This is a genomic window from Paraburkholderia sp. SIMBA_027 (assembly GCF_046535315.1).
Lineage (GTDB): Bacteria > Pseudomonadota > Gammaproteobacteria > Burkholderiales > Burkholderiaceae > Paraburkholderia > Paraburkholderia tropica.
The window spans coordinates 1-377 of sequence record NZ_JAWRWY010000170.1 but is presented as its reverse complement, the minus strand read 5'-3'; the positions used below and the strand labels follow the sequence as shown (position 1 = coordinate 377).

At 57.8% G+C, this 377-nt stretch carries 1 protein-coding gene; it reads right to left on the bottom strand.

Translation table 11 applies throughout. The annotated features are described in order from the left end of the window. Positions 1-377, bottom strand: a 377-nt coding sequence (locus SB764_RS38630) for an electron transfer flavoprotein subunit beta/FixA family protein (protein ID WP_410866556.1), incomplete at both ends; no start/stop codon positions are given.

Genomic DNA, 377 nt, shown 5'->3' with positions numbered 1-377 from the left:
GCAAACGTCGCTTGCGGCAGATCCGCCAAAGCGGCAAGCATCTGACCGGTCTGATTCGAATCGTCGTCGATGGCTTGCTTGCCGAGAATTACCAGCGAAGGCTGCTCTTTATCGACGAGCGCTTTCAAAAGCTTCGCCACCGCCAGCGGCTGCAATTCCTCATTCGATTCGATCAACACAGCACGATCCGCGCCAATCGCCAGTGCCGTGCGCAGCGTTTCCTGCGCTTGCGAAACGCCCGCCGAAACCGCAATCACTTCCGTCGCGATGCCCGCTTCTTTCAAGCGCACCGCTTCTTCAACCGCGATTTCATCGAACGGATTCATCGACATCTTGACGTTCGCGATATCCACGCCCGTGCCGTCCGACTTCACACG